Here is a 1,096-nt window from a genome sequence, read left to right as displayed (position 1 = left end):
GGAGCCTGCGCCGGCCGGCGCGGAGGCGGACCGGCTGATCCCGACCGCGTCCTCGGGCAGCATCTACTACCCGCCGCAGGGCCAGGTCACGAACCTGAACACGATCAGCCAGGAGATCGTCTACTTCCGTCCCGGCACCTACTACATGACCTCCAAGTACCACGCGCTGCTGCCCAAGCAGGTCAAGTGGGTCTACCTCGCTCCGGGCGCGTACGTGAAGGGTGCCATCCGCTTCCCCGACGACAGCCAGGGCCTGTACAAGGTGACCGGCTACGGCGTGCTCTCCGGTGAGCAGTACGTCTACGAGGCGGACACCAACAACAACTACGACCACCTCTCCGGCGCCTCCAACTGCCACAGCAGCTGCGTGAAGATGCTGCAGTTCCAGTCCGCGCAGGGCCGCCAGCAGCACCTGGACCTGCAGGGCGTGACCGTCAACGAGCCGCCGTACCACTCCTTCGTGGTCTACGGCGACGAGCAGACCTTCAGCATGCGGGTCGACAACTACAAGCAGGTCGGGTCCTGGTACTGGCAGACCGACGGCATCGAGCTGTACCGCGGCAGCACCATGAGGAACACCTTCTTCAACGCCAACGACGACGTGCTGAAGATGTACCACAGCGACGTCGACATCGATAACACCGTCGTCTGGAAGAACGAGAACGGGCCCGTCATCCAGTGGGGCTGGACCCCCCGCAACATCGACGACGTCCGGGTGAGCAACACCCACGTCATCCACAACCGGATGTACTGGAAGGACGTCAAGTACAACACCTGCATCCTCAACTCCTCCTCCCACTGGGAGGACATGGGCTCGACCACCAAGGCCGACCCGGGTGCCTGGGTGAAGAACATGACCTTCGAGAACATCACCGTCGAGGGCATGACCAACTGCGCGATCCGCGTCTTCGCCCTCTCCAGCACCGAGAACATCCACGTCAAGAACCTCAGGATCGACGCCTGGAACCAGCTCGACGCCTCCTCGCAGGTCAGCCTGCTCAAGCGATACACCAACTCCGCCGGGCAGAAGGTGACCCTCGGCAACGAGACGCGTGACAGCCGGGGCCTGAAGCTGGAGAACTACACCGTCGGCGGC

The 1,096-nt window shown here is 63.4% G+C and carries 1 protein-coding gene; it reads left to right on the top strand.

Features of this window, described 5'->3' with window-relative positions:
• The coding region (locus CCN42_RS17165) for a family 49 glycosyl hydrolase (protein WP_169731471.1) at positions 1-1,096 on the top strand (1,096 nt) is incomplete at both ends.

This window comes from Streptomyces glaucescens (genome assembly GCF_002154375.1).
GTDB classification, from domain to species: domain Bacteria; phylum Actinomycetota; class Actinomycetes; order Streptomycetales; family Streptomycetaceae; genus Streptomyces; species Streptomyces glaucescens.
Note: the sequence above shows the minus strand (reverse complement) of the source record. Positions and strands in the feature narration are given on the sequence as shown.